The 21229-nt window shown below is 40.0% G+C and carries 16 protein-coding genes; 4 read left to right on the top strand and 12 right to left on the bottom strand.

Annotated elements, in window-relative coordinates; genetic code table 11:
• Positions 1-34 precede the first annotated feature (34 nt).
• The 9 genes from MHO82_RS05260 to MHO82_RS05220 form a co-directional block, all read right to left on the bottom strand.
• Entirely contained in the window at positions 35-2344 is a 2310-nt protein-coding gene (locus MHO82_RS05260) for an ATP-binding protein (protein WP_239182810.1), read from the bottom strand.
• On the bottom strand, positions 2344-3435 hold the full coding sequence (locus MHO82_RS05255; protein WP_239182809.1) for an ABC transporter substrate-binding protein: 1092 nt from the start codon (positions 3433-3435) through the stop codon (positions 2344-2346). The genes MHO82_RS05260 and MHO82_RS05255 overlap by 1 nt, the downstream gene beginning before the upstream one ends.
• Before the next feature lie 15 nt (positions 3436-3450).
• Positions 3451-5640, bottom strand: coding sequence for an EAL domain-containing protein (locus tag MHO82_RS05250; protein ID WP_239182808.1), 2190 nt, complete (start codon positions 5638-5640; stop codon positions 3451-3453).
• A gap of 284 nt (positions 5641-5924) precedes the next feature.
• Positions 5925-7706 carry a class I poly(R)-hydroxyalkanoic acid synthase gene (gene phaC, locus MHO82_RS05245; RefSeq protein ID WP_239182807.1) on the bottom strand — a complete coding sequence of 594 codons (1782 nt, stop codon included), beginning with the start codon at positions 7704-7706 and terminating at the stop codon, positions 5925-5927.
• Positions 7707-7781: 75 nt separating this feature from the next.
• Positions 7782-8132 (bottom strand): phasin family protein, encoded by a 351-nt coding sequence (locus tag MHO82_RS05240; RefSeq protein ID WP_239182806.1) that lies wholly within the window; start codon positions 8130-8132, stop codon positions 7782-7784.
• Positions 8133-8213: 81 nt separating this feature from the next.
• Entirely contained in the window at positions 8214-9419 is a 1206-nt protein-coding gene (locus MHO82_RS05235; RefSeq protein ID WP_239182805.1) for an acetyl-CoA C-acetyltransferase, read from the bottom strand.
• A gap of 33 nt (positions 9420-9452) precedes the next feature.
• Positions 9453-10193 carry an SDR family oxidoreductase gene (locus MHO82_RS05230; protein ID WP_239182804.1) on the bottom strand — a complete coding sequence of 247 codons (741 nt, stop codon included), beginning with the start codon at positions 10191-10193 and terminating at the stop codon, positions 9453-9455.
• A gap of 374 nt (positions 10194-10567) precedes the next feature.
• Positions 10568-12970 (bottom strand): FtsX-like permease family protein, encoded by a 2403-nt coding sequence (locus tag MHO82_RS05225; protein ID WP_239182987.1) that lies wholly within the window; start codon positions 12968-12970, stop codon positions 10568-10570.
• Positions 12971-13011: 41 nt separating this feature from the next.
• Positions 13012-13698, bottom strand: coding sequence for an ATP-binding cassette domain-containing protein (locus tag MHO82_RS05220; protein ID WP_239182803.1), 687 nt, complete (start codon positions 13696-13698; stop codon positions 13012-13014).
• Between MHO82_RS05220 and tesA the strand changes: the two genes are divergently transcribed.
• The 4 genes from tesA to MHO82_RS05200 all read left to right on the top strand — a co-directional run bounded on the left by tesA (position 13697) and on the right by MHO82_RS05200 (position 18093).
• Positions 13697-14296 carry a multifunctional acyl-CoA thioesterase I/protease I/lysophospholipase L1 gene (gene tesA / locus MHO82_RS05215; protein ID WP_239182986.1) on the top strand — a complete coding sequence of 200 codons (600 nt, stop codon included), beginning with the start codon at positions 13697-13699 and terminating at the stop codon, positions 14294-14296. The two genes, MHO82_RS05220 and tesA, sit on opposite strands and share 2 nt — an antisense overlap.
• A gap of 106 nt (positions 14297-14402) precedes the next feature.
• Entirely contained in the window at positions 14403-15605 is a 1203-nt protein-coding gene (gene fabV / locus MHO82_RS05210) for an enoyl-ACP reductase FabV (RefSeq protein WP_239182802.1), read from the top strand.
• A gap of 148 nt (positions 15606-15753) precedes the next feature.
• Complete coding sequence (locus MHO82_RS05205) at positions 15754-16896, top strand: hypothetical protein (RefSeq protein WP_239182801.1); 1143 nt, start codon at positions 15754-15756, stop codon at positions 16894-16896.
• A 120-nt stretch (positions 16897-17016) separates the two neighbouring features.
• Entirely contained in the window at positions 17017-18093 is a 1077-nt protein-coding gene (locus tag MHO82_RS05200; RefSeq protein ID WP_239182800.1) for a DnaJ domain-containing protein, read from the top strand.
• 36 nt (positions 18094-18129) lie between these two features.
• Here the strand turns inward: MHO82_RS05200 and MHO82_RS05195 are convergent, their stop codons facing one another.
• The 3 genes from MHO82_RS05195 to MHO82_RS05185 all read right to left on the bottom strand — a co-directional run bounded on the left by MHO82_RS05195 (position 18130) and on the right by MHO82_RS05185 (position 21227).
• The gene (locus MHO82_RS05195) at positions 18130-19140 is read right to left on the bottom strand and encodes a hypothetical protein (RefSeq protein ID WP_239182799.1); all 1011 of its coding nucleotides are present in this window, start codon (positions 19138-19140) and stop codon (positions 18130-18132) included.
• Between the two features lie 75 nt (positions 19141-19215).
• A complete protein-coding gene (locus tag MHO82_RS05190) occupies positions 19216-20184 on the bottom strand; it encodes a glycosyltransferase family A protein (RefSeq protein WP_239182798.1) in 969 nt (322 codons plus the stop codon).
• Positions 20185-20192: 8 nt separating this feature from the next.
• Positions 20193-21227, bottom strand: a complete 1035-nt coding sequence (locus MHO82_RS05185; protein ID WP_239182797.1) for a glycosyltransferase — start codon at positions 21225-21227, stop codon at positions 20193-20195.
• Between the last annotated feature and the right edge of the window lie 2 nt (positions 21228-21229).

The raw sequence follows: 21229 nt of genomic DNA, 5'->3' as shown, positions 1-21229 counted from the left end.
CATCAATAGCAACCGATTAAGTATGTCATGTTTATTATGCTGTTTGTTCAGAAACAGCGATAGGAAGCCGAATATGGAAAGTTACGCCTTCCCCTGTTTGGCTTGTTACTTGAATTGTGCCACCTAAAGTGCCAGTGACAATGTTGTGTACAATGTGCAACCCAAGCCCTGAACCACCCTTCCCTAACTGTGTAGTATAGAAAGGCTCAAAGATCTTATGTAAGTTTTGTTGTGTAATTCCACTCCCATTATCTTTTACCGTAATGGAAACATGTTGCTCCAAATCAACTTCAGCTTTAATTTCAATGACTTTAAAGGCCTGCTTCTCGATAAAAGCATGCTTTAAGGCATTTTGAATCAAATTTGTTAATACCTGCCCTAAAGGACCAGGGTAACTGCTCAGCTTTATGTCATCAGAAATTTGTACGTTAATATCAACTAAGGTGTTTCTTAACATAGGTTTCATGACCACCAAGATTTCATCCACTACCTTTTGGAGGTAAAAATCTCGGTATTGCGAACTTGTGCGGTCAACAGCCAGCTGCTTGAAGCTTTTAATCAATTTATCTGCCCGAGCCATGTTTCGGCTGACAATTTCAGTGCCTTCACTTGCTTGCAACAAAAATTGATCCAGTACTGATTTACGCAGCCCTGTTTTTACTTCTTGATTAAATGATTTGATCTGAGCTTGCAACGTCGACGCCGCCATGACGCCATTGCCTATTGGTGTATTAAGCTCATGAGCAACACCAGCCACCATTCCACCTAAAGCAGATAACTTTTCTGCCTGCACAAGTTCATCACGAGTATGATGCAGATCGTCTAAGGTTTGATTTAACTCGATGTTTGTTGCTTTTAGTGCAGTGGTTCGTTGTTCAACCAAATGTTCAAGATTTCGATTAAACTCAGTTAACTGAAATTGCATCTGATAATTATCAGTTACATCATCATAAGCAAAAATCATATACTTATTGCCATTCAATTCCATTACGGAAGCAGAAAGCTCACATAAAAAGTCTTGATTAGCAGCCCCATGCATCCACACAAAAAAGTGACTAATTCGGTTAGCCTCAAGCAAGGTTGTTAGTGCTCGCGTTCGATCATCATCTGAACACCATAACATTGCACCTGTACCTTCATAGATTAGTATCTGTTCTTTATTTATACCAAATTGTTTTAACCATGATTGATTCACCGCTTCAATTTTAAATTGTTCATCACCCAAATGCCGAGCAACCATCATCGGACTAGGCGACATGTCAAACACCGCTTCCGCCTTTTTTTTATTTTCCGAAAGCTCCAGCTCTCTATGTATTAGTGACGCAGCCATGTTTTCAATATCATTTGATAATTGAGTAAGTTCTGAAATCTTACTTTTAGGCCATTTTCCAGTCGTACCACCACTCGCCACTTTATGAGTATGCAGCATAATTTGATCTAATTGTTTACGTAAAATTTTTGCCCAAAATGGTGCCATGCCAACCGCTAACATACACGAAGCAACATAAGCAATAACCACTAAAAAGACAGTCATGGCATAGCGTTCATTCTCAAGTGATGCTGGTTCCCCTGTAATAACCCGCCAATCCACCCCTTCAATAACTGCACTGGAAGGATAAATATTCTGATCAAACAAAGTGGTTTCGCGAGTATTGCCATCATTCAGTTCAGCAAAACGAACCGTTTCTGTTGTTCCCCAGTTCTGTACCCGGTTATTTGGGTTATTATCGTTATCAATAATCCATTGGCCACGACTATCTATGACTAGGATAGGACTATCAATGTACTCTATCCAAGAGTGTGAAAGTTGGCGTAAGTGTTTATGATCAATTTCACCAAAAACAATGTAACTACCATGATTAAGGGCAACGCCAACCGTATTTTGATACGTCACTGGCGAAAGATATTTATCACTCCATACTACTGAAAGGCTATCAAAAGCCTCCATAAATAGCGGTGATAAAGAAAGGTCTCTACCTTCTATTTTTACTTCATTGGATCCATCACGTTTAACCGATAAGATATTCCCTTCTAGATCTGAAATATAAATGGCACTAAAATTCACATCATCACTTAAAAAAGTGTCAATCATTGCATCCCAATGCCTTTGAGGTACTTCATTGATCAACTTAGATAAAATAGTAATATCTTGATTAGCATCCTGTAATGAGTTCACAAATAACTGAGCAATATTTCTGGCTCTTATTTTTGCATTTTCACTTGCTTCGTAAGCAACCTGAGGTAATCGGCCAACTAAAATCCCTGATCCTATTAAAGTAACCGTAAAAAAAGTAGTGCAAAAAAAGATGATAATGAGAAATGACTGCAAACTGATTTTTTTCATTACTTCCCTAACTGATGAAACTGTCCATTTATTATTTGGGTTATAAATGCATATCCATTCGAGTCACCATTTTCATCTATGGCTATTTCATGTTGAAGCCCCATGAAAGATCTATCCACTATTTTTCTTTTATTATTACTTCCATCTCTATTGCTTAATGAACTTATCGCAATCGTTGTTGCATCGTAAGAAGATATAGCGGAGAAATCTGCTTCTCTTTTAAACATTCGCCGGTAGCTTTCTTTAAACGCCAAAAAATCTTTAGTGACACTTTCACGATCATAAAATTGAGTATGGTAAATACCTTCAACCGTTCGCCCACCCAACTCCAATAAAGCTTCACTGGCTGACCACTCAGTACTTAATATTGGAATCGTTTGATTATCATTTTCCATATGCTGCGCAAACCGGACAACATCGGTTGCTTTACTGATTAACACAATCATCTCAGGTTGATGATTCAAAGCCCTGTCCATCAATGTTTTATAGTCTGTCATATACTTTGAGTTATACTCGATAACTTTAGCCTTAACTCTGCTGCCTGATAAGTCGGTAAGTAATGTATTTTTCCAATTTGTTGTATAGTCACTGTTCATTTCATCTTGAAGAATGACAATACTTTCAATATCAGACTGCGCCTTAATATACCCTGCCGCCTCTTTCGCATAGGTATTATTATCTGCAACAATTCGAATAAAATTATCATTTTTTCCAGTGAGTCGACTCGATGTCGCGGTAGGACTGATCAGCAAAAGCCCTTTACTTTCCGCAAAAGGTAAATACTGCAACGCATTCGAGCTGGTTAGAGGGCCAACAACAATATCGATGTCTAGTAGCTTAAATTCCGTGAGTGTTTCTAATATTTGATCACCTTTCTTACAGTCACGAACCACCAGCTCATATTTATTTTCACTTAGCTTAGACTGGTTCGCATCTTCCACAGCCAATAATGCACCGTTTCTGGCTGCCTCACCTAAATCTACATTTTCACCAGTGAGGCACCCAACAAAACCAATTCGAATTAAATCTGCTTCCCCGCATCCTGTAAATATACTAATCAAGAAAGCAATAATTAACTTACGATAAACCATTATCTCTCCATTTAATCACTGCTGTCTTTTCAACCATTGTAATAGCGTTGCTTTTTCCATTGGTCGAGCGAACAAGAAACCTTGCCCTTCAGTGCAACCCATTTTTTTCAGCAACTTTAAATGATATTTTGTTTCGATCCCTTCAGCTAATACCGATAAGTTAAGTTGTTTACCTAAAGTAATGATCATTTCTGCAATACACTCGCCTTGCTCTGATTCATCAAACGCCTGCACAAATGAACGATCGATTTTTAATCTATCAGCACTTAAATGTTTTAGGTAAGATAGCGATGAAAATCCAGTACCAAAGTCATCAATGGAGATAGATACCCCTTTTTCCTTTAATTGTTTTAGCTTTTCTTCAATTTCATCAGAACCTAAAATGCCAACTGACTCTGTGATTTCTAATTCAAGATAATAGGCAGGAATGCCTGACTCCGATAGTGCACTAAATACCTTTTTAACAAAATCCGGCTGCTGAAATTGAACAGCTGAAATGTTCACCGCCATGCGAATAGGAAAACCTTTTTTGTGAAATTCAGCTAATGTTGTTAACGCAGCTCTTAGTACCCATTCTCCAAGAGAAATTATCATTCCAGATTGCTCAGCAATAGGAATAAACTTATCTGGTGCAATAAAGTCACCTTGCTCATTTTTCCAACGAAGTAACGCTTCTACACCTGATACTTTTCGAGTATTTAAGTCCATTAAAGGCTGATAAACTAAAAATAGACGCGTTTGATCGAGATCTCTCTTTAGTGCGCTCAGTAATAAAGCGTGCTCTTTCATTTCATCTAAAAACTTAGACTCAAAATAAGCATGCTTAAACTGTCCTGCCGTTTTAGCACGTTTAAGGGCAAGCATAGCTGAGCTCATCATGCCTGTTGCTATATCGCCGTGCTGTTCAACGACACTGCCCACATACACAGATAAAGTATGTTGGTTACCTTCTATCAAGACTGGTTCATCAAAAATAGAACATAAGCTTTCAGGGTTCACCGAAGAATACGGATAACAAACAGAAAATAAGTCTGCACCTATTCGGCCAATAATCGCTGTTTTTTGGAATACACAAGTTAACCGGTCGGCAACAGCACCTAGTATTTTATCACTGTAATAATAGCCAAACGTATCAACAATAATAGAAAATTGCTCAATATCAATAATGGATAAAACCATTTTAACATCTTTCTTTTCTAATTCTGCTTCAAGTAATTTAAGAATACCATTTCGATTTGGAAGCTGTGTTAACGCATCATCATAAGCCATGTTATGTAATTTTTTGACTAAAGCGATGTTGTTAGCACATAAAGACAAGTTCTGACTAAAAAGATCAATTATATTTTTTTCTAAAGAAATTGAATCATCAATAAATAAAACGTATTCATCCCTACCTACCAATTCAAAATAAAAATAACTAGCCCCGTTTAATATTCTATTTGTCTTATTATTCAAGCAATCCTGGATATTACTTTTCCATTCGAAAGGAAGCACTGTGATGCATTCTCTATCCCAATGACTATATTCATCAGAAGTCGATATTACAGTTGTAATGCTTTTTTTTTCTTTCCGTGAGCATACAAAACCACTGACTTTTTTCTTCGTCAAATTTGAAAGCTGAGCGAGTAAATTATCAGAAAAATCGGCTTGATTACTTCGTGCAAGAAGATTATTGGTTACTTCAATGACACTTTGTAACCCATTCCTATTTTTGTCTAAATAAGATAACTGCTGATATGCTCGAATAGAAGAGGCAATGGAGGTGAACAACTGCTCTCTTGTTAGCTCACTTTTTGCACGATAATCATTTATATCGTATTTAGCTATCGTTTCAATTTCTGGTGCGTAGCCAGGCTGACCTGTTCTTAAAATAATCTGTAAATGATGTAAATTCAATTCCGTACGAATCGTATTAATCAAGTCTAACCCTGATGTTTCTGTTTCCATCACCACATCAAGTAAAATAACGGCAAACGACTTATTACTTAACAAGGTGATGGCTTGCTGAGCCGAATAAGCATGAGTAAACGATAAAGGTTGATCACATACTTGCAAGCCTTGTAACGAATATACCGTAGATAAATGAACATCCTCATCATCGTCAACAATCAAAATAGACCATGGATTAACACTACTTTCTCTTTGTGATTCAGGCATTAGATCATGCTCATCAGAAAAATAGATCAGATCATCTTTGTCACTCACCCGCTACTCCTTTAGGCTTACAGCTCAATCAAATCTCTAATTCCCTAATTTAGCCTAAAAGTTTAGTTCTTAGCAGTGCTATTATTCTTTTTTAACGAATAAATTTCATGAAGTTACATAACTTTGAACTGGTAAACATTTTAAAGTCACAACCAATTCACAGTGGTTATAAATGCAATTACCTAGGCTTATATTTTATATATTACATTCTAAAAAAAAGCTGAATCGTAATGATTCAGCTTTTTATTATTTGATTAAGATTTTCAGCTAATAAAAAAAATATATTAGGCATCTTCTTCAATAGGAAGTACTTGTCTTACATAGCTTCCTGGTGCAGCTTCAATGATTGGGTACTCTTTAGAACCGGCGGTTCGTGCTGGAATTCTATCTTGAGGGCTGTTATCAGCAATCCAAACATTCCAGTTATCCCACCAAGAACCATCTTCACGTTTCGCACCTTCTAGCCAATCTTCTGGGTTCTTAACCAGCTTAGGATTCACCCAATAGCCATATTTCTTTTTATCAGGGTGGTTAACAATCCCTGCAATATGACCAGATTCACCTAAAACAAATGTTGTTTTACCCGTTGGCTTATGAGCACCACGATAAGTACCTTGCCAAAGTGCGATGTGATCTTCTTTCGTTGAAATAAAGTAAGTTGGAATTTTGATCTTACTTAGATCAATATCGACACCATCAACTTTAATACCTTTTGGCTGAACAAGTTGATTCTCAAGGTATAGCTTGCGTAGAAGTGTACTATGACACTTACCCGCAACGTTCGTACTATCACTGTTCCAGTACAATAAATCAAAATCGACTGGGCTATTACCCTTCAAATAGTTGTCTACGTAGTAGTTCCAGTACAAGCTATTTTCGCGTAATAAACCAAAAGTAACGCTTAAAGAACGACCATCTAAGTAACCCAGCTCTTTATTCTGCGCTTCCATCGCCGATACTATTGGATCATTGATGTAGACGCCGATTTCACCCGGCTGCGAGAAGTCCAGCAATGTAGTAAAGAACGAAGCTGTCTTAATTCTAGCTCGCATTCTACGTGCCGAATAAAAAGCAACAGTTGTCGCTAGCAAGGTTCCGCCGATGCAGTAGCCAGCTGCGTTAACCTGCTTCTCTCCAGTGATGGATTCAATCGCATCAACAGCTTTAACCACGCCATCAGTGACATAATGTTCAAAATCAACATTTGCCATTGATTTGCCAGGGTTTCTCCAAGACATTAAGAACACTGTGTGCCCTTGCTCTACTAACCAGCGAACCATCGAGTTTTTCTCTTGAAGGTCAAGGATGTAGTACTTATTAATGAAAGGAGGAACAATCAACAGAGGTGTTTTGTGGACTGTTTCAGTCGTTGGACGGTACTGAATCAACTCAAATAAGTCATTACGAAAAACAACATCGCCAGGTGTATTGGCAATTTCTTCCCCTAAACGGAAAGCGTTGTTGTTTGTCATTCTAACTTTAAGAATATCAGCACTCGATGCCATGTCTTCCTGTAGTAGTTCAATCCCTTTAGCCAAGTTTTGGCCATTGCTTTCAAGGGTTAACTTCATTAATTCAGGGTTACTAGCTACAAAGTTACTAGGTGACATGGCATTAATCATCTGACGAGAAAAGAACTGAAGACGCTCTTTCACTTTTTCGTCTAAACCATCAACCGAATTGATAGTATCTAAGGTTGTTTTACCGAACAGTAAATATGACTGCTTGATAAAGTTATACATTGCTTCTTCTTGCCATGCAGGATCTTTAAAGCGGCGGTCACCGCGCTCTGCTGCAATTACATCATCACTGTTATTGCCTTGAACACTGACATTTTGCCAAATTTTTAATTGGTTTTCCCACCAATTCATTTGGATGTTCATAAGGGATGATGGTTGATTAGAGGCTTTATCGAAGAATTGTGTCAGATCTTCAATGTTGAGATCTGTGAAGGCTTTATTTATTGGGCTATTCATAACTGCTTTACTGGTGTCTACATCTTTCCACCACTGCTGATTGCACTCCTGCAGCTGAGTAAAGTAGTCCGAAAAGAAATTTTGGTACATTACAATGACCTCTAAAGTCTAGACTACTGAAGCCGCTCCCATTACAGGAGCGGCGTGAACAAGACGATCTGACGCTTATGCTACAGAGGTCGCTTTTTTCACATTTTCAGTAGCTAGTGCATCAATTTCAGTTTTGAAATTTTGAGCAATCTCATTCAGCTTGTTGCTGTCGTTGATCATTTGCTGAGACAGCTGAGTCATTGCTTGAAGTTGCTTGCTGCTGAATGCAGTTAGAGATTGTACATCACGTACTTCAGTTGCCGCTTTTAGTTGCTCAACACCTAGGTCGCTATATGCACGAACTGCAGCTAGCTGAAGCTCAGTTAGCTCTTCAACGTTTTTAGCAAAAAGTTGGTTGAATTTTGTTACAGGCGCAAGAGTTTTTTCCGTTTGCTCAGAGAATGTTTTGAACATATCCGTATACATAGCAGTTTCCTCAATTAATCATTTAATTTTTACAGTTAGAGCCCATTGAAACTATTTCAACAGGCTAGCATTTCAATGTTGTTACGCTTTTTTCAAGATAATCGCTGTGCCCATACCACCACCTACACATAATGACGCTAGGCCATACTCTGTGTTACGACGGTTCATTTCGTGCAGCAATGTAACAACGATTCGGTTACCTGAAGCACCTAGTGGGTGGCCTAGAGCGATAGCACCACCATTCACATTACAGCGCTCAAGTAAGTCTGCTTCTTGAGTATCTAGCTCAGTAGCAAGACCTTTCACTACACCTAAAGCTTGACCAGCAAAGGCTTCATTAAGCTCAAGTAGACCTACAGACTGAATGTTTACATTCGCTTTTTCTAACGCTTTTTTCACTGCTGGTACAGGACCTAAGCCCATGATTTTAGGGTCAATACCTGCTTGTGCATAACCTACAATCTCCATAAGAGGAGTCAGGTTATATTTTTCGATTGCTTCTTCTGAAGCTACGATAACAGCACTACCACCATCGTTAATGCCAGATGCGTTGCCCGCAGTTACAGAACCGTCTTTTTTGAAAGCAGCACGTAATTTTGCTAATCCGTCTAAAGACGCGTCAGCTTTAGGGTATTCATCTGTATCAACTGTTGTTGTTTTCTTACGGCTAACAACATCAACTGGAACGATTTCATCTTTAAATTTGCCTTCATCAATCGCCGCTACTGCTTTCACTTGGCTGTTGATTGCAAATGTGTCTTGCTCTTCACGAGTTAAACCAGCTTTCTCAACTACGTTTTCTGCTGTGTTACCCATGTGGTATTGGTTAAACGCATCAGTTAGGCCATCGCTGATTAATAGGTCAGCCATTTCTAGACCACCCATTTTCTGACCTGAACGGATTTTTGAAGGTACAGCAAATGGGATTTGAGACATGTTCTCAGCGCCCGCGGCAACAACAACTTCCGCATCCCCCGCTTTGATGTGAGCAGCAGCATCCATAATTGTTTTCATGCCACTACCACATACCATGTTCAAGCTGTATGCAGGAACGTCTTCTGATAGACCTGCATAGATTGCAGCTTGACGACCAGGTCCCATGCCTTGGCCTGCGCCAATCACGTTACCTAAAATCACTTCATCTACGGCCTCTGACGGCACTTTACTTTCTTCCAAAGCTGCTTTGATTGCAGTAGCAGCTAGTTTTGAGGCAGGTATTGAGCTTAAAGAGCCGCCGAAACTACCTAATGGAGTACGTTTTGCAGCGACAATAAATACTTTTTTCATCGTTATTATTTTCCTAGTCAACCGAAATTCGGGTTAGTTCATGTAAAGTCCGCCATTCACTGATAATGTCTCACCAGTGATGTAGCCGCTTTTTTCACTTGCTAAAAATACTACTGCACTTGCGATTTCTGCTGGAGTTGCAAGGCGTCCCATTGGGATTTCAGCTTTGATACTTTCTAATACTTCAGGCTTCATCGCTTCAACCATTGGTGTCGCTGTATACCCTGGAGCAATCGCATTCACGGTTACGCCTGAGCGTGCACCTTCAAATGCCAGCGCTTTAGTGAAACCAATCATGCCAGCTTTAGCTGCTGAGTAGTTTGCTTGACCAAATTGACCTTTTAAGCCATTAACAGACGTGATGTTAACAATGCGACAGTTACCTTTTTCAAGCATGCTACTGAAAACAGGTTGAGTCACGTTGAAAAGGCTGTTCAGGTTAGTATCAATAACTTGTTCCCATTTCGAGTAATCCATACGCTTAAACGTAGCATCACGCGTAATGCCTGCATTGTTCACAAGTAAATCGATTGTCCCTTCTTCTTCAAGAAGAGCTTTAAGACGCTCACCACACTCTTCGGTGTTTGTAACATCCAATCCGAAAAGTTTTACATTTTCTTCTGAATAATTATTCTCTACAAACCACTCTTTAGCGCATGCTTCATTACCTGGGTAGAATGTTGCAATAACACGGTATCCAGCCTCAATTAGACCCTCGGTGATCGCAGAACCGATCCCCCCTTTTGCACCCGTAAGTAGCGCTAATTTAGTCATGAAACGACTCCTTTCTATCAAAAAGTGTGAGATTGTCCGAAATATACTCTTTTCACTATGAGTGAGGTTTAATATATAACTAAAACAATCAGATGAAAAAAACATCAGCTCAGTTTGTTAATATTTGTAGTCTTACAGTTAAATGCTACAAGAATATGAACAAGTGATTGCATGTAAATTATAAGAACACAGACACATACTAATGACAAGGCGCAAAAGCATAGTTATGCAAATATCAATTATAGAAAGGTGACAGAAAGGCTCTATTTGTAACAATAAGTGTATAAAAATAAAGGAGAAGATCGACCTCTTCTCCCTTTATAAGACTCTATACCTCAATTAGTAAAAATGTGACTTGAGTCGCATTGATAGTTCTATTTATGAAGTGGCTCCAACAATGAATTAATAATGCTTTTCAATGTTAAATAGACGATTAATAACGCAATTACTGGTAGGAGGAGCCATAACTGCCCATGTAAAGTGACTGGCTGTTCAAATCCCCATTTCATCAAACTCGCCACAGATAACTCAGAACCAAATACTGCAATTATTCCTGCAACAACCGCCATCACTCCATATTCACACCACAGAGTTTTAGATATTGTTGACTCACTCGCCCCAAACGTTCTATACAACATGATTTCTTGCTTTCTCTGATAAAGACTGAGCCTTAATAAGGTAAAAATAAGCAACAAACCGCTCATTACCCCCAAACCCGCTAAAACAGACAAAGACCAGCTGATCTGTTGCAATAAAACTTGAATCCGATTTCCCATTGTTCTGAGATCCATCAAACTGACTGTAGGAAAATCACGCCCTAATTGATTTAAGATTGGTACTTGGCTTTCATCAATTCGAAAACTCACCAACCAAGTCGACGGCAGAGAGGCCATCACATCAGGTGTAAAAATAAAATAAAAATTAGGACGCATGTTACGCCATTCAACAGTACGAATGGTATTCACTGTGGCATGGAATTCTTGGCTGCTTACGGTAAATGACAGACGATCACCAACTTTAATGTCTAAATCATTTGCCACTTCTTGTTCTACAGACACACCTCCTTGATTGGTCCATTGACCTTCGACTACTACATTATGCTCGGGGATTTCCTGTTTCCATGTAAAATTCAATTCACGACTTAACGCTTCTGAACCTTTATTCTTTTGCTCCGTGACTTCTTTTGCATCAACCCCATTAATATGCGTTAAACGACCCCGAATAATGGGATAGCCCTCTGATCGATTTACCTCTTCATGATCTAACTTAGCTAGGTACCCATCACGATCTTGCGGATCGATATTGATCGCAAAGACATTAGGAGCATCAGCAGGCAAGGTCTGCTGCCAGTCTGACAGTAAGTCAGTTCTTACTAACCAAATAATAGCCACCAGCATGAGAGAGCTCGACAAGGCTGATAGTTGTAAACTGCTAACCAGTGCACTTCGATTAATTCTGCTTAATGCCAGCTTTAATGGTGCTTTCCATGTGTATCGGCTTAACCCTTTAATGATTCCTATACCAATTACGGCTAAAACAACAAACATCACTAAAAGGGCCGCTAATACAATCCAAACAAAAATATTGGAGCCATAAGCTCCTAACAAAAACACAACAGGAATAGCGACCAACCAGACACTTTTATCCCATGACCTCTTACTCTGAGGCTGTAATACACTATTCGCTGATGTGCTAAGTAAACGATGCAGCGGAATACCCAATGCAGGAATAGCAATTACAACCGAAACTACTATCGCCAATATAGCGGGTTGCCAACCAAATGAAGGAAGGTTTTCAGGTAAAATACCGGTTAATGGCATTCGTAATAAAGCTTCTAACGCAACACCAACTAAAAGGCCAGCAGTTGCGCTTAGCCCTAATAACAAACCAACTTGAGTCATTAACCATCGTTTAAGCCAAGTTTTACTTGCACCTAAACTTTTTAGCATCGCAACACTTTCCATTCGCCCTGCAACATAATGCTGGCAAGTCAGCACCAAGGTCGCCGATGCCATTAAAATCACCATAAGCACTGTGAGAGACAAATACTGCTTTGCTTTGTGTAATAAATCCGCTGTTCGTCCTTGTGTATCTTCGTGAATCCAACGCTCCCCGGCTTTGAGCTCCGTACTTTTTTGTAACGCTTTTATTTGAGTATCATCCCCCGCAAAAAAAGTTCGATACTGAACACGGCTGCCTAACTGTACTGCTCCCGTTTTCTCCATATCAGATTGATGAATAAGGACTGCAGGCATTTGCCTAAAAGGGTTAAACGACAATGCAGGATCTAAAGCAATCTTTCCTGATACTCGTAATTCAGCATCCCCAATCGCAACCACGTCTCCCACCTGAACATTCAGAAGACTAAACAAACGTTCCGCTAGCCATAGATCTCCTTGACTGACGTTATTTTTAATCGATTGATTTTGCCCTTCTAGGATCAACTCTCCGCGTAATGGGTAGTTACTTTCAATGGCTTTTACACTGACCAATTGCATTGAAGTATCACTGAAGGCCATGGTGGAAAATCGAGTTTGGTGCGACTGGATCAGAGAATTTTCTTCCGCTTTTTTCAACACTGGAGAAGGCGTTGGATTCGCAGAGACAAACACCAAATCGGCGGCCATGACAGCTCGACCTTGTGCAGTCATCACCCCCTCCACTCTCACAGCCAACGCCGATAATGCAAAGACACAAGCAATAATTAACGTCAGGGCTGCGGCCACAGGCCATAATTGACCATGTCGAATCTCCCGCCAGCTCCATCGAGCAATCATTTGTTGGCCCGAAGCCGAAGACTTAACCACAGATACTTTTTCTATTTGCTCCATTCTTCCTCTCCTAACTGCCCTGCATTTATGGTTAAAACGCGATCACAGCGATCAGCCAAAGCCGAATCATGAGTAACGAGCACAAGCGTGGTACCGTGCTCTCGGTTCATAGAAAACAGCAGTTCAATGATAGTGGACGCAGTATGTTGATCTAAATTTCCTGTTGGTTCATCGGCAAACAGTACTTTAGGTTGCACCATGAAAGCGCGAGCTAAAGCTACCCTTTGTTGCTCACCGCCAGAGAGCTGACTTGGCAAATGTGTTTCACGCCCCTCCAAACCGACCGACTTTAATAACGCCATCGCCCGATCGTTATCTTCACTGTCCCCCCGTAAAATACTCGGTAAAGTGACATTCTCGAGCGCGGTTAAAGAAGGGATCAATAAAAAACTTTGAAACACAAAACCAATAGACTGACTCCGAATAGCTGCTCGTTCTTCATCACCCAACAATGAGAGAGACTGACCCAATAACTCTACATCTCCAGAACTAGCAACATCCAACCCTGCAAGTAATGTCATTAAAGTTGATTTACCCGCACCAGATGTGCCAATAATAGCGATAGTTTCTCCTTGACTGATATCAAGTGAAATGTCATCGAGTATCGTTAATTCAGTTTGATTAGTAACAACACGTTTTGAAACCGAAGTCGCCCTTATCACGGACATAGACATAATGCGCATCCTTTCTATTTTTGTTTTTTTGTTTTTTTCGTATTCAGCTAATAGCAACACCCTATTAATTCTAGGAGATAGCTTAAGTGCTGGATACAACATGTCGGCTGAACAAAGTTGGCCAACGTTGCTTGAACCTATTTTAAATAAACAAGGTACTAAAATATCCGTCATCAATGCCAGTATTTCCGGAGATACAACAGGTAATGGCTTGGCGCGTTTATCAGATTTATTGAACCAACATCAACCACAAACCGTACTGATTGAGTTAGGTGCCAACGACGGATTACGCGGTTTTCCCCCAAATATGGTGACAAATAACCTCACTAGCATGATAAATAAAATAAAAAGTGCTGGCGCAAACCCAGTGCTAATGCAAATTTTTGTGCCACCAAACTATGGTCAGCGCTATAGCAAAGCATTCAGCTCCATATACCCTCAGCTAAGTAGCCAGCATAATGTTCCTTTAGTGCCTTTTTTCCTTGAGCATATCATTACCAAGCCGGAATGGATGATGGCAGATGGATTGCATCCCAAGCCAGAGGCACAACCTTGGATTGCACAATTTATGGCGACTGAGCTCACACCTTACTTATAAATAGCACCTGTTACATTCATAACCTATTTCATATCAATGTTATTGAACAGAATCTGGTTACTATGTAAGCCACATAAGCGATACCCATAGAACTGTAGGATTTTTTATGATTATTAAGCCTGTTATTTCTGGTGTGGTTGCTCGTTCAGCACATCCTTTTGGCTGTGAAGCCGCTGTTTTAGAACAAATAGAATTCATTAAAAAAGCAAAACCAATGACTGATGGCCCTAAGCGAGTCCTGATTCTTGGTGCATCATCTGGTTTTGGGCTAGCCTCACGCATTGCTCTCGCCTTTGGAGGCAATAAAACTCACACTATCGGTGTTTCTTTTGAACGAGGCCCGTCAGAAAAAAGTGTCGGCACTGCGGGTTGGTATAACAACATCTTCTTTAAGCAACAGGCTGACAAAGCTGGCATTAAATCCAAAAATATTATTGGTGATGCTTTCTCACCCGCAGTACGCCAGCAAGTCATTGATTATATAAATGAAGAGTGCGACGGAAAACTGGATCTAATCATTTATAGCTTAGCAACAGGGGTAAGGCCCAACCCAGACACAGGAGAAATGTGGCGTTCCTCTATTAAAACCATTGGTGAATCCGTAACAGGCTCAACCCTTAATCTTGAACTCGATCAATTAGATGAAACAACGGTTTCTGCCGCTAATGAACAAGAGATAGAGGATACTATCAAGGTCATGGGAGGCGAAGACTGGGAAAGCTGGATCGATGATTTGATCAATGCCGATGTTCTGAATGAGGGTTGCCGTACCATTGCTTATTCCTACATTGGTCCTGAAGCCACCTATCCGATTTATCATCAAGGTACATTAGGGCGCGCCAAAATTAATCTTCACCAAACCAGTCACGCGCTAAATTTAAAACTCGCAGGCATAGGTGGCAGTGCATACGCTTGTGTCTGTAAAGCGCTAGTGACGAAAGCAAGTGTCTTCATTCCTGGCTTCTCCACCTACATTCTATCGTTGTTTAAAGTAATGAAAGCCAAAGGGTTGCACGAAGGCTGCATTGAACAAATGCATCGCTTATTCGCTGACATCCTGTACAGTTCTCCCTCACAAATCCCTGTGGATGGTGAGCGCCTAATCCGTATTGACGATCGTGAATTAAGAGAAGATGTACAACAAGAAGTCTCAAAACTAATGGCTTCCATTACCCCTGATAACTTTGCTCAGCTGGGGGATTATGAAGGGTACAAAAAAGATTTTCTTAAACTGAATGGCTTTGGCTTTTCCCATATTGATTATAATACTGACGTTGATTTAAACGCATTAGAACAACTCCATTTCTGATCTTCCTTGCTCTTATTGCAAATTTGACGATTTTAGGTGCAATAAGGGCAAGTTTATCCCTATTTATGTGATACTTAGCTGGATAATACCTAACAGGCAAGCAATAATAAGCGTATGTTCGGTAATTAATAATTATGTGCACTTTGCTATGCTAAAGATCGATCTTTCCTTTCTTGGGTTTGAAACCTTCATTACCATTTCACATTGGGATCAAGGTTTACAAGCTTATACGGTTCATGCCGATGGCTACCATCAACCCGTCGATGGTAATGTCGGTTTTGAGCTGGATGCGATTCGTGAATCAGCTGGCGGTGAAGAATGGATACGCTCTATTCCTGTCGAATACCTAAACGTAGCAGAACCCTATGGCGGAAAAGCCATTCATATGTTGATGCTGGCTGCTCAGTCTTCTTTTTGTTTAGAGCTATTAGAAAAACGCCCTAACCTACTGGCGCTGATTTGTCATCATTTTCCGGCCAACAGCGCGGCCATTAAAACCATCGCTAAAGATGGCCAACGCCATAGCTTAAAAGAACTCAACCTTATCGCTGGCCCAAGCGCACTTCGCTTTCTGGATAAACTGTCTGCTGAAAACTTTGATAACAGCGGAATTAGCTTAATTATTGGTGCCTTGCAAACAGGTCAATATTTGAAATTGTCCCATTATAAAAAAGTCAGCATTTACGAGCTAAGGCTTAACAAACTGATCCCTAAGCTGTCTCAGTCCAGTATTGGTTATTGGTTCCACCACCAGAACAATCAAGCGAAGATTTATACCTCATTCATGAGTAAGTTTCGCTTAGCAACCAAAGTTGGCGATGAAACAAAACCCGATTTATTGCAACAAGCGTTAAATTTCCCTTCGTTTGATGCCCTTAAAACCTACTGTAAAACCATTAAAAAACGAGCTGCCGATGCCGAAACGGCCCGTTTGGCTGAGTTACGTTTGTCGAAAACAGATTATTCCGTTAAATACCCTAACCACTACCCTCGTTCAAACATTGTAGGTACTGATAACATAATTCCGATCGTAGACGCTGAAATGCTACAAGCCGAGCATACTCTATTAAACAACAATGTTATTATTCACCACAGCAACCTATGCTCTTACCGATTTCAAGCATTTCAAGTACTTAAGCCAGTACGAGCGACTGCTATAATTAAAGCAATGATGAACAGCACAACAAAACAAGCGAAACATATTGTGTTGCACCTTATTGGAGCCGATGGTGTTGAGTTATCTGATGAGCTAAAAGACCAGGTCCATTCGGAGCTGGGGCTAAAAGACTAATAAATTGAACTAATCAGCGGCATCATTTCTTGTCGATAAAATGTAAGAGTGCGGCTCAATATTCGCTATACTGTGTGCTCGTCCTTATGTATATCCACAAAAATAAGAAACACTGATTTAATGATGCCATTGCTACCGATTGTATTAACCCTTTCACTTTTAATGAGTGCGCCCGCCTTAGCTCAAACCGAAAATACGGCACCTAACATTCAACAACTAGAACAAGAAGCAACGAATGGTGATGTAAAAGCACAACTCAAACTCGCTTTATTGTTCGATGCTGGCCAAGAAGTTGAGCAAAACACAGATTTAGCCATCAAGTGGTACACGAAAGCGGCAGAACAAAACAGCATTTCAGCGCAATATAACCTAGCCCAGATTTATGAAAATGGTTATGGCGTACCACAAGATGTTGAAGAAGCCATTCGTTGGTTTACCAAATCCGCTACTTTAGGCCACCCTCCTTCACAGTTTAATTTAGGCCACATTTATGAATACGGCGCTCAAGGAAATGAAGTTGGCAATCAAGACTTATTCTTAGCCAAAGTCTGGTACCAGACTGCTGCTGAAAATGGCCATGGTGAAGCAATGGTTGGCTATCAACGTGTGTCTCAACAGCTAACTAACCTGAAGGAAGCGAAACAACGCCAAGAAACCATTGAAGAGTTAAAGGCGACCTTCCACCAAGATGGAAAAAACGAAAAGCTCGGCAGCGAAACAATGACACCACAAACCGTTGCTAACCCGAAAGACAACTCGCACGCACCACTGTGGCTGATCGTTACTCTCGCTATTTTTATCTCATTAACCTTGGGGTTATTAGCCCTAGTATTTAAAAACAATAAGCAACTTAAAACACCAGTTGCAGCCCGTGATACAAAAGAGTTAAAGGCATTAGAGGCTAAGCTAAAAACAGCGGAAGCCGAAATACAAAAACTTAACTCTCAATTAGAAAGTAAAGATCTGCTTATTAAAAAACTTTCTTTTGAAAACAAACTAACCAAACAAACCTCATCAGAGGCACCTGCTTTTAATGCTTTGCAACTCATGGGGTTTGAAAGTATGCCAAGTAAAGCGGAACTGAAATCCAACTACCGAAAGCTTGTGAAAATATACCACCCTGATAAAGGGGCAGATAGCGAAGTCATGGTGAAAGTGAATGCCGCATATAAACAGCTACTGTCTGAAATCGAGTAATGTTAAAAACAGTGCCTTTTAATTAAAAGCTGACATCTACTTCATAAACAAGTGGCGATTAGGATCTTCATTAGTCGCCCATTCCAAGTCAGTTTCACGCTTTTCAAAATAGATCTGCAGCCCATTAAAATACGAAAATGCCACCAGCTCACCTTGCTCACTAAAGGCCGAAAACAAATCATCTTCTGCTTCCACAATTTGCTCTAATAAGGTGATATCACGATTTAACGCCCATTGAATCGCCACAGCAGGAATTAACGTACGATATAAAATCAGCTCTTTAACATCCTCAAGTGCGATATCACGCACTTTATAATGAATGCTACCAGTATCTACTAACCGCTCCGCTTCCGCTTGTTTTTCTTCAACCAACAGCTCTTGCAAGCTACGTAAGTGCTCATCTTTACGCTTAGCAGCATCACCTTGAGTGGCTCGGCAAAAACTGATGGCGTATCCGAGCCTATCTTGCCCGACGATTTCAATAACTTGAGCTAAATACCCCCTATCTAACTGATAGCTCTGACTCAGGCTACGAATCGCAACCAACAAATTCGGATACGTAATCTCATCAAACATCACCTGCTCTGAGCTAATACCAGAGCCAGCCGTAATTCCATCAACACTGATTGGCCAACCTTGAAAATTGATGCGATCTTTCGTAATCAAAAACATTTGCCAAGCACTGCGCTTAAAGCCCTCTAATGCTGCACCAGAAAAATCACACTCCTCAAGTTCTTCCTGAGTCCAATTGGTGCCAACCGCCAACGCTTTATGGTGGCGCTTAGTGAGCTTATCTTTCACTAAGTCACGCAATAGTTCGATGTATGGCACCTGTTCTCCACGACAAAGACCAAAACACTCTTCACAACTTGGCACCTTTAAACGCGGTAATTCCACTGGAAACTGCGAATTAGAAATGAACACCACATCTTTAAAGACAGGCTCACCACAGAACCAGCATTGATTTTTTTGTTCAAAGGGCACATCTAAGCGCGGGATAAGGTCGAGTTCTTTTTCACTTAATCGTGTCGTGCGAGTTTGGTTCATTGTTTCATCAGAGAAGTTATTGATATGCCCCTATGATAGACGAAGCGCCACAATGAAACACCCACTCTTTGACGATCACACTTCAAAATCTAATGTTCGATCTGACGATGACTTCATCCAAGCGATGACTGGAAGAATGGCGATCCTCCATTTTTGTTTTTGGATTTTTAAAAAGCTATTAATAAAAAAACTGTTTTGTTTTGATTGCTTAGGTTCGACACCAAACTCCAAAAAGAGCTGACTTATTGCATCTAAATAGTGGAGTTTATCTTTCAGTGCACTGGAACCATACATCGTGAGCACAAAGTTACGACAAATAAGTTCAATACACTCCTGCTGATGAGCATCAAGTAACCCCGTTTCATACTGGCGAGCTAAAAATGCGCGACTAGAGTCTACCCTACCAAGTAAGCGTTTTTTTTCAGACTGCTTATTTCGACATATTCCACTAGGATTAGCACGATAAAAATACAAACCGCGTTCTATATGTTTAACTTTCGGTTGGCAAAAATTGAAATGATAGCTAAATAGCTCATCCTCAAATAACTGACCACGAGCAAAAATAATATCGTGCTTTTGCAAAAATTGTTTTCGATAGAGCTTGTTGCAAACCGATGTGTTTTCCGCTGGTGATAATCCGCTTAAATGTACCCAACGCGATTGATCGAATTTCACCATATCACAAGAAACACCATCTAGGTTATGCTGAAGGGCTTCAATATAAAGTAAATCAAACATAGACTCATCAACATGATCATCGCTGTCTACAAACCCGATATAACGGCCCTTCGCTTTAAAGACACCGATATTACGCGTTTGTGCTAACCCCATATTCTGAGTATTTTGATAAATCGATAAAGTCACCCCGGCTTTTTCAGCTTCTCCCTTCCATGCTTGTACTTTATCCATTGCTTTATCCGGTGAAGCATCATCAATCACTACAATTTCTAATGTTGCGCTTCCACTTTGTCCGATCAATGAACCTATACATTCATCGATATAAGCTTCGGTATTATAGACAGGTACAACTACCGATACGTCCATAATGCCTCCTAGGCCATATTGTGGCGCAATTTCATCATTCGGCGGCTACTGTTCACCATGAAATAATTTGAAAAACGTAGAATCGGGTTACGGCTAACATCATAAAAACGTTGAATAACATAAGTAGACGCTTTCGACTTCTTACTGTCTCTTAAGTTGTATTTTTTTACCAGGCCGAATAAGAACAATATAAACGCTGACGTATCACGGTAAGCTGATGAAGAATAAGACGAAGTTAAGGCATGATGCGCAATGTACTCTAACATTTTCGATTTATTTTTCTCTAAAATGCCTCTGTACTCCATATCTTTCATAAGCAATAAAAGCATGTCGCTCATTTTTGTTAAGTGTTCATGTCTCTCATCACTTATTTTTTCTTTTTGGCGATAGAATAATAAAAAATCTTCCACATAAGCGACTGAATTTGCATATGAGCTTATTAAATAATTAAAAGCTTGATCTTCAAATTCAGTATTTGGAAAGAAAAAAACCTTATTCTTTTCAATAACACTTCGGCGAAATATTTTATTCGTAATAAACACATTTAAGTAATGAGTAGAAATATCGACTCTATCGTAGTGTTTGTTCGCTGCTATGGTTGATGCCTGAGTTAAATGACAAAATGCCATATCACTATTTTCAGATGTTGCTGTGTAATGCAATTTTTCAAACATGGTGGAGTGTGCATAGCAATGACTGTCGAGAAACCCTATAAACTCCCCTTTTGCCTTCGACATACCCATGTTTCTCGCACAAGAGAGCCCACTTCTTTTAGATAAGATGACTTGCTTACAACGGTGGGGAAATTGCTCGCAATAGTGCTCAATAATAGATGCACTTCTATCAGTACTACCATCGTTTACTATGATAATTTGAATCTCTGCTAGAGTTTGATTAATGAGTGAATCTAGACATTGAGCCAAATATTGAGCACCGTTATAAACAGCTACGATGACACTGACTTTCGGTTGTGATCTTACCATCACCACTCTCCATCTCTGTACGAATAACATAAACAGGGCAAATTCCTTGCCAAAATCCATAA

It is taken from the genome of Vibrio sp. Of7-15 (assembly GCF_022347565.1).
GTDB lineage: Bacteria > Pseudomonadota > Gammaproteobacteria > Enterobacterales > Vibrionaceae > NORP241.
Note: the sequence above shows the minus strand (reverse complement) of the source record. Positions and strands in the feature narration are given on the sequence as shown.